This window comes from Actinomyces sp. oral taxon 849 str. F0330, assembly GCF_000239715.1.
GTDB lineage: Bacteria > Actinomycetota > Actinomycetes > Actinomycetales > Actinomycetaceae > Actinomyces > Actinomyces johnsonii.
Genome location: NZ_JH470361.1, coordinates 47228 through 54828, shown reverse-complemented (window position 1 = coordinate 54828; position 7601 = coordinate 47228). Strand labels below are relative to the sequence as shown.

Below are 7601 nucleotides of genomic sequence, written 5' to 3'. Positions count from 1 at the left end.
CGTGGCCGGTGCCCGGGTGGTGGGCTGATGGCGCACCTGCTCGGCGTAGAGAACCTGCGCCTGACCGTCGGTTCGCGCCTGCTCCTGGAGGACGTCACCCTGGGGCTCGAGGACGGCGCCCGCGTCGGTGTCCTGGGCCCCAACGGCGCCGGCAAGTCCACCTTCCTGGCCGCCCTGGCCGGCCATCGGGAGCCCGACGGCGGACGTGTCACCCGCACCGGCGGCGTGAGCGTGGCCGTTCTCAGCCAGGCCGATGACCTGCCGCCCGGCGCCACCGTGCGCACCGCCATCCACGGCCAGGCCCCCGAGCACGAGTGGGCCTCCGATCCGGCCGTGCGCGATATTCACGCCGGACTCATCGCCGATCTCGACCTCGACGCGGACGTCGCCACCCTCTCCGGCGGCCAGCGCCGCCGTGTCGCCCTGGCAGCGGTCCTCACCCGCCGCGCCGACGTCGTCATCCTCGACGAGCCCACCAACCACCTCGACGTCGAGGGCGTGGACTGGCTGGCCCGCCATCTTCAGGCCCGCTTCTCCGGCTCTGGCGGACGGGGCGCCGGGGCCCTGGTTACCGTCACCCACGACCGCTGGTTCCTGGACGCCATCTGCACCAACGTGTGGGAGGTCGTCCCCGGCGTCGACCCCGGCGGCGGCCGCCCCCAGGTGGCAGGCCGCATCGAGACCTACGACGGCGGATACGCCGCCTACGTCCTCGGCCCGCGCCGAGCGCGCCCGCCAAGCCGCCCTGGCCGCCGTCAAGCGCGAGAACCTCCTGCGCAAGGAGCTAGCCTGGCTGCGCCGCGGAGCCCCCGCCCGCACCTCCAAGCCCCGCTTCCGCATCGAGGCCGCCGAGGCCCTCATCGCCGACGTGCCACCCCCACGCGACACGGTGGCCCTGACCGCCATGGCCACCGCCCGCCTAGGCAAGAGGGTCCTCGACCTCGAGGACGTCACCGTGCGCTACCCGGTCTCCTCCGACGGAGCCGGCGCCGGGGCCCGGGCCGAGCGGGAGGTCCTGCGCCACGTCACCCTCAGGCTCGCGCCGGGCGAGCGGGTCGGCGTCGTCGGCGTCAACGGAGCCGGCAAGACCACCCTGCTGCGCCTGCTCGAAGGCGTCCAGGAGCCCACCGGCGGCCGCGTCGTACGCGGCAAGACCGTCCAAGTGGCCACCCTGTCCCAGTCCACCCATGAGCTCGACGCGCTCGCGGATCTGCGCGTCGTCGAGGCCGTGGCCATGGTGGGGGAGCGCGTTGTGGTCGGTGACAAGGAGATGACCGCCGCCCAGCTCGTCGAACGCCTCGGTTTCACCCGCCAGCGCGCCTGGACCCGGGTCGGGGAAGTCAGCGGCGGGGAGCGCCGCCGTCTCCAGCTGCTGCGCCTGCTCATGACCGAGCCGAACGTGCTCCTGCTCGATGAGCCCACCAACGACCTGGACACCGACACTCTGGCCGCTGTCGAGGACATCCTCGACTCCTTCCCGGGCACGCTCGTCGTCGTCTCCCACGACCGCTACCTCCTGGAGCGGGTCACCGACCACCAGGTCGCCCTGCTGGGCGACGGGAGTGTGCGCGACCTGCCCGGAGGGGTCGAGCAGTACCTCCGACTGCGCCGCGAGGCCGCGGGCCCGGCCCGGGGCGCAGCCGCATCGGCGAGCTCCCCGACGACGTCGATCGCGGGCGGGTCCCGGGCGGAACGCGGCGCCACGAGCGGGGCCAAGCGCCACGAGGCGAGGAAGGCCCTGGCGCGCATCGAGCGGAGGATGGAGCGCTCGTCCCAGGCCGTCGCCGCTCTGCACGTGCGCATGGAGGAGATTTCGGCCGATCCTGCCCGGGTGGGGGAGCTGGCCGAGCTCGGCCGGGAGCTCGTGGCCGCTCAGGCGGCCCATGCGGAGCTGGAGGAGCAGTGGCTCGAGGTGGCGGAGGCGCTGGAGGCGTGAGGTGGCGCGGTCGTGCGCCCTGACGGCAGGGGAACGGCAGGGGAGGGGGACATGGGTGGAGGCGGGGGAGAGACGGGAAGGGTTTGAAGAGGCGGGTATGAAGCGGGGGAGGGGCGGGACGGGGGAGACGGGAGCGGCCGGTGGCAACCTTGCCGACGACCTCGGTGACGGTCGGTTCGGTCCGAAGACCGTTCAGACGACGGGGGCGACTTGACGGGCCAGCTCGACGAGGTGGTCCAGGTTGGGGGCGATGTCCTCGGCGGCGGCGCCCCACAAGCGCATCACCAGGTCCACCGGGACTGTGGGCAGCCCGGCCAGGCGCAGGACGACGACGCCCTGCGTGGGACCGTTTGACTCGTAGAAGGCGGAGAAGCCCACCATGTCCGGTCCCGGCCGCAGCCGCACCAGCTCGGCCTCGGGCAGGAGCGCGGCGATGATCTGACGCTGGGTGGCGCGGCGTCCCTCCTTGGAGCCGTCATCCTTGGCGATCTCCAGGCTGAGGTCGATAACGAAGGGCGGATGGGAGACGTCATCGATGTGCATGAGGCGCGCGAAGCGACCCTGGCGCTCCATGGCCTGCAGCTCGTTGAGCAGGGACTCCAGCTCGGAGCGCCACTGCGGGCCGGTCACTCCCAGGTGGGCGCTGCGGTGCCTCGCCTCCTCCCGCGCCCAGCCCGGTGGTGGGAAGGGCGGGATGATCACCCATCGCTGGGGATCAGGCGTGACCGCGATCTGCACTGTGTGCTCCTTCCGAGACCTCGTCTGACTGCGAGGCAGTGGACTGGGCGCTTACCATGTCTGTCCTATGAGGACCCGAGAGCGACATACGACAATTATGCCTGCATCCGCACGCCGCCGTGTGGTCCGCGTGCTGGTAGATGCCGGGCTCATCATCGCACTCTGTGCCGTCACGGAGCGCTGCTGTGGAATCTTATTCGCTGTTGGGGTGGTTGTGCTGCTTATTGCTGTGATGACTGCCATGATGGCGATAACCGGTGCCACACTCGGGGGGCTGGTGACGGGGGTCCGACTTCGGAGGGTGACGGACCCGAATGGCCCGCCCGGCCGTTCGGCGGTGATTTACGTCGCATTTTTGTGCTTTTCTTTGGTGGCAACCGCAGGGCTTGCCCCCTTGGTTTTGTGGATCCTCTCACTGTGGCGTGCTGAACAGCGCACCTGGTTCGACCGGTTGGCCGGGACGGTCCTCCTCAGCGCCAGGCCGACCTCGGTGTGGACCTGCTCCCTGGTGGTTGAGGGGTCAGTAATCCCCGTTCTGGGGCCGATTGTCCTCGGGCGAAGGCCCGCCCCGATCGAGTCTCACCCGGACGCTCAGCTCGTTGCGGTGCTCCGCTCGGAGGACTCCGTGTCCAAGACGCATGCACTGTTCGTGCCCGCCTCCGATGGGGTGCTTGTCACAGATCTGGGCTCCACCAACGGCACCCATATCGAGGACGAGGAGGGGGTCCACCGACTCTCGCCGGGCCGACCGGAGTACGTGCACCGGGGACGGCAGGCATACTTGGGTGACGGTGTCTGTATCGTCCGTTGAGGAGAAATATGATGACAAACAGCCCGAACAGCAGCGCGAACAACGAGGTCTGGTGGACCGAGGGTTCGTGGACGGGCGTGGTGACGCCACGTGCTGTGATGATCCTGCCCCCGTCGGTGCCGCAGGACCTCACCGAGCGCCTGTGGCGGCTGCTGCGCAGTGAGGAGGCTTCGCTGACGCGGGCCCTGGATGAGCTGGTGATGGGGATGGGCGGACGTCTGGGGGCGATCCCGGACTTCGTGCTCGCCGTTTCGGCGCCCGAGGACGTCTTCCATGTGGCGCTGCGCGGTGCCCCGCAGATGGAGGTCGACGGCAAGGCGCTGGACGCCTCCGCGGTCACCACCTGGTTCGAGACGACGGTGACCGGCCCCAACTCGGTCATCGTCAGTGCGCCCGACGGCGCCGGCCAGGTGCGTCGCCCGGCGGTCGACGCCGTCGTGAGCACCGGCCACCTGGTGCTGCGCGGATCCGAGAAGTCGGGTGGGGCCCCGTCCTCCAGCCACGCATCGTCGAAGGGGTCCGGCGACTCCGACGACGATGACCCTGACCCGGCCGGTCCTGACTACTCCACCATTTCCGCCGGTTCCCCCGGCTCCGCCGGCTCTGCCGGCTCCCCCGCCGCAGCGGTGAGGCCTTCTCGGACTTCCCGCCGGGCGTCGCGCCGTTCCTCGCGCCGGCAGTCCGCCTCGTCGGACCACTCGGAGCAGGACGACTCGTCTGAAGGGGCGCCTGCCGAAACCGCCGGTTCTCCCGACGTCGTCGACGACCTCATCGAGATTGCCCAGAACAACGCCGAGCAGCAGGCCCTCGACGGTGCCGAGATCGCTGCGTCGTTCGAGGCCGGCGCGACCGGGCAGTCCGCCGCCTCTGCCGAGGTCTCGGATGTTCCCGAGGATGTCGCCCAGGTCGCCGAGTCCGACGGGCCCGCCGATCTGCTGGCCGTTGTCGCCGGAATCACCGAGGCGGCTGAGGCCGTCGAGGCGGCTGAACCCGTCGAGGCAGCTGAGGAGACGAGCCTGAGCGCTGGCTCGGCCTCCAGTGCCCGCAGTGCCGAGCCCTTCGGGGCTCCCGATGCGACCGAGGACTCCCAGTCTCCTGAGACTGCCGAGGTCGCCACCCCGTCCTCGCCGGAGGCCTCCGACCAGGACATGATGATCGCCCCCGTCTTCGATATCCCGGCCCTGCCGATCCCCTCCGCTCCGGAGGCAGAGGCCATGATCCCGCCCCCGCCACCCCCGTCGAGCGAGGATCTTGAGGCTGCTGGTATCAAGGACGCTGCCACCGAGGTCACCGAGGTCGTCCAGGCCCCGGCCGACTTCGTGCCCGCCGAGGCCGCCGAGGCGGCTGTGGTCGCGGAGGCCACCGCTGTTGCCGAGGCCGCCGCGCAGGCGCACGCCGAGGACGAGCCCGTACGCTCCGGGGACCATGACGGGCAGACCATCAACGGCCTGCCCGAGGACCTTTCCCAGGAGCTGCGTGCCGAGCTGCTCAACCAGGGGCTCGGCCCCCTGGAGCCGAGCCGCTCGGCGCAGTCCGCTGAGACGGTGGTCGAGTTTGTGCAGTCCTCCGCCGACGAGCCCTCCACCGGGGAGCTCGGTCGCGGGGACCATGACGGGCAGACCATCAACGGCCTGCCCGAGGACCTGGTGGGCGAGCTCGTCTCCCTTGTGGGCTCTGGGCCCTCCAGCCCGGCGTCCCCGGACTCGGCGAGTTCTCCCGGTGAGCCCGACGCCATACGGATCGTGCTGTCGGCGGTGTGCCCCCAAGGCCACCCCAATCCCACGAACTACACCGTGTGCCGTGTCTGCGGAGCCGAGCTCAATCGTCCGGCCAAGTCGGTGGCCTGCCCCCCTCTGGGACGCGTGGTCACCTCTGGTGGCGAGAGCATCGAGCTCAACCGTCCCCTCCTGGTGGGTCGCAACCCTGTGGCGGACGACATCACCAGCGTCGCGGAGGTCCCCCTCCGTCCGCTGACCGTCGCCAGCCCCAACCAGCTCGTCTCGCGCAACCATATCCTCATCGACTTGGATGCGTGGAGCGTGCTGGCCCAGGACCTGGGCAACTGCAACGGTACCGTTCTCAACCGCCAGAACGAGGCGCCCGTGCGCCTGTCCTCGGCGAACCCGGTACTCCTGCGCAGCGGAGACGTCCTCGACCTCGGCGACGGCCAGACCCTCGCCTTTGAGAACCTCCCCTGATGCTGGATCACAAGGGACCGCCTCCGGTTATCTCTGGGTTCACCTACCTGGAGAGACTCGGAGCGGGAGGCTACTCCACGGTCTACCTCTTCGAGCAGCACATGCCCCGCCGCGAGGTCGCGGTCAAGGTCATGAACGCCGACGTCGAGGACAAGACCGCCTCCCGCTTCGAGTCGGAGGCGAACCTCATGGCCCGGGTCTCCTCCCACCCGGCCATCCTGTCCATCTACGGCGCGGGCGTCTCCGCCGATGGCCACCCCTTCCTGGTCATGGAGTACTGCCCGCCGCCGCAGTTGGGCGCCATCTTGCGCCAGGGTCCTCTCAACGTCGCCGAGACCCTGTCGACGGCGATCCAGATCGCCGGCGCGGTGGAGACCGCTCACCGGGCCGGCATCGTCCACCGGGACATCAAGCCCGCGAACATCCTGTTCACCACCTACCGCCGCCCTGTGCTCTCGGACTTCGGCATCTCCGCTATGAGCGGCCCGGAGGCCTCCGAGGAGCTGCGGGGGATGAGCGTGCCCTGGGCGCCTCCCGAACAGCTGGTCGGGATGCGTTCGGCCAACCCCGCCTCCGACATCTACTCCCTGGGTGCGACGACCTTCGCGATGCTCACGGGGCGCAGCCCCTTCGAGACCGACGGGATTCCGGACATCTACGAGCTCTCCCGGCGCATCGTCAAGGACCCCCTGCCGCCGCTGGGACGCCAGGACGCTCCGCCGTCACTGCACCGCGTGCTGTCGGTGGCCATGGACAAGAATCCGGGCTCGCGCTACCCGACCGCCCTGGCCTTCGCCCGGGCGCTCCAACAGGTCCAGGCCGAGCTCGACCTGCCGATCACCACCGTCGATCTGTTCCAGGAGCCGGACAAGGCAGCGAAATCCGCGCGGCGTCCCAGCTCCGACGAGAACGACACCGCCACCAAGATGGGGGTGTTCAACCAGGTCGACGTCACCAGTGAGCACATCGCCATGCGGGTGGAGCCCGACGGCGACGACAAGCGCTCGCCGTCGGGCTCGGAGACCGGCGAGTCGAGCCGCCAGAGCCGAATGATGGCCGTTCTGACGGCTCTGTTGGTCGTGGCCATGGTCGCGGCCGTCATCGGCGCGATCATCTTCTCCCAGAACCGGGACACGCGGAAGAAGCCGGACAACCCCATCGCCACCATCGCTCCTCAGCCCGGTGCCAATCCGTTGCAGGCCTCGGTGCCGATGGTGGGCGATATCGAGGGCGAACCACTCGATGACGGTACGGTGAAGTTCACCTGGGGTGAGCCGGAGACCGGCTGGACCGGCAGCTACCTCTACCGGATCAAACTGCCCGATGAGGACACCCAGGTCGACTCCATCCGTACCAACGAGGTCGTCGTCGAGGCGCAAGAGGGGCGAACCTGCCTGGAGGTCACCGCGGTGCGCTCCGACGGCAAGGCATCCCAGGCCAAGACCGCCTGCGTCGACACACCCTGAGACTGGCTACCGGCCGGACCGCAAAGCGTGAAGTAAAGCGTCGGGGCCCGCACTCTCGCAGAGTGCGGGCCCCGACGCTGAAGGAACTGTGCCGGGCTCAGACGACCTCCACCTTGAAGGCGATGCGACCGAAGTAGATCGTGCTGCCTTCCAGCGCCGAGAGCGCCTTGTCCGGTACGGCCTCGACGTTGCGCCCGTCGCGGTACTCCACCCGGGTGCCGTTGGTGGAGTGCAGATCGGTGACCCACACTCCGTCCAGCAGCGGGAAGATCGCCGCGTGCGTCTTGGACACCGAGCGCGTGGGGTCGTCGAGGGCGACTCGTTCCGCGCCGGGGTAGGCGGAGATGTTGTCGGGATCGCGGCCCACGACCGTGGGCTCGTGGATGAGGATCGGGTTGCCGCCCAGCAGCGGGACAAGGCGCACCGACAGGGCGGGGGCGGCCGAGGAGGCC

5 protein-coding genes and 1 pseudogene are annotated in these 7601 nt (G+C 70.0%); 4 read left to right on the top strand and 2 right to left on the bottom strand.

What is annotated here, in order from left to right:
* The first annotated feature begins 27 nt into the window (after positions 1-27).
* Positions 28-1936 (top strand): annotated as a pseudogene (locus HMPREF0975_RS13430) (ABC-F family ATP-binding cassette domain-containing protein).
* A gap of 192 nt (positions 1937-2128) precedes the next feature.
* Here the strand turns inward: HMPREF0975_RS13430 and HMPREF0975_RS13420 are convergent.
* Positions 2129-2674: a hypothetical protein gene (locus HMPREF0975_RS13420; protein WP_009234748.1), complete on the bottom strand. Its 546-nt coding sequence runs from the start codon at positions 2672-2674 to the stop codon at positions 2129-2131.
* Between the two features lie 67 nt (positions 2675-2741).
* On the opposite strand from HMPREF0975_RS13420, the gene HMPREF0975_RS13415 reads away from it, so the two are divergent.
* Genes HMPREF0975_RS13415 through HMPREF0975_RS13405 form a run of 3 tightly spaced genes read left to right on the top strand, consistent with a single transcriptional unit; the run spans position 2742 to position 7149 of the window.
* Positions 2742-3485: an FHA domain-containing protein gene (locus HMPREF0975_RS13415; RefSeq protein ID WP_331271210.1), complete on the top strand. Its 744-nt coding sequence runs from the start codon at positions 2742-2744 to the stop codon at positions 3483-3485.
* Between the two features lie 8 nt (positions 3486-3493).
* Entirely contained in the window at positions 3494-5683 is a 2190-nt protein-coding gene (locus tag HMPREF0975_RS13410) for an FHA domain-containing protein (protein ID WP_049939972.1), read from the top strand.
* Positions 5683-7149, top strand: coding sequence for a serine/threonine-protein kinase (locus tag HMPREF0975_RS13405; protein WP_009234745.1), 1467 nt, complete (start codon positions 5683-5685; stop codon positions 7147-7149). Before HMPREF0975_RS13410 ends, HMPREF0975_RS13405 begins: the two co-directional genes overlap by 1 nt.
* 97 nt (positions 7150-7246) lie before the next feature.
* On the opposite strand, the gene HMPREF0975_RS13400 is transcribed toward HMPREF0975_RS13405, so the two are convergent.
* Positions 7247-7601 (bottom strand): FHA domain-containing protein (locus tag HMPREF0975_RS13400; RefSeq protein WP_009234744.1); only part of this gene is annotated, 355 nt, incomplete at its 5' end.

What these genes read in the sequence shown, in the direction of transcription:
- HMPREF0975_RS13415 (WP_331271210.1), top strand. Translation starts at nt 2,742, where the DNA reads ATGAGGACCCGAGAGCGACATACGACAATTATGCCTGCATCCGCACGC.
- HMPREF0975_RS13410 (WP_049939972.1), top strand. Translation starts at nt 3,494, where the DNA reads ATGATGACAAACAGCCCGAACAGCAGCGCGAACAACGAGGTCTGGTGG.
- HMPREF0975_RS13405 (WP_009234745.1), top strand. Translation starts at nt 5,683, where the DNA reads ATGCTGGATCACAAGGGACCGCCTCCGGTTATCTCTGGGTTCACCTAC.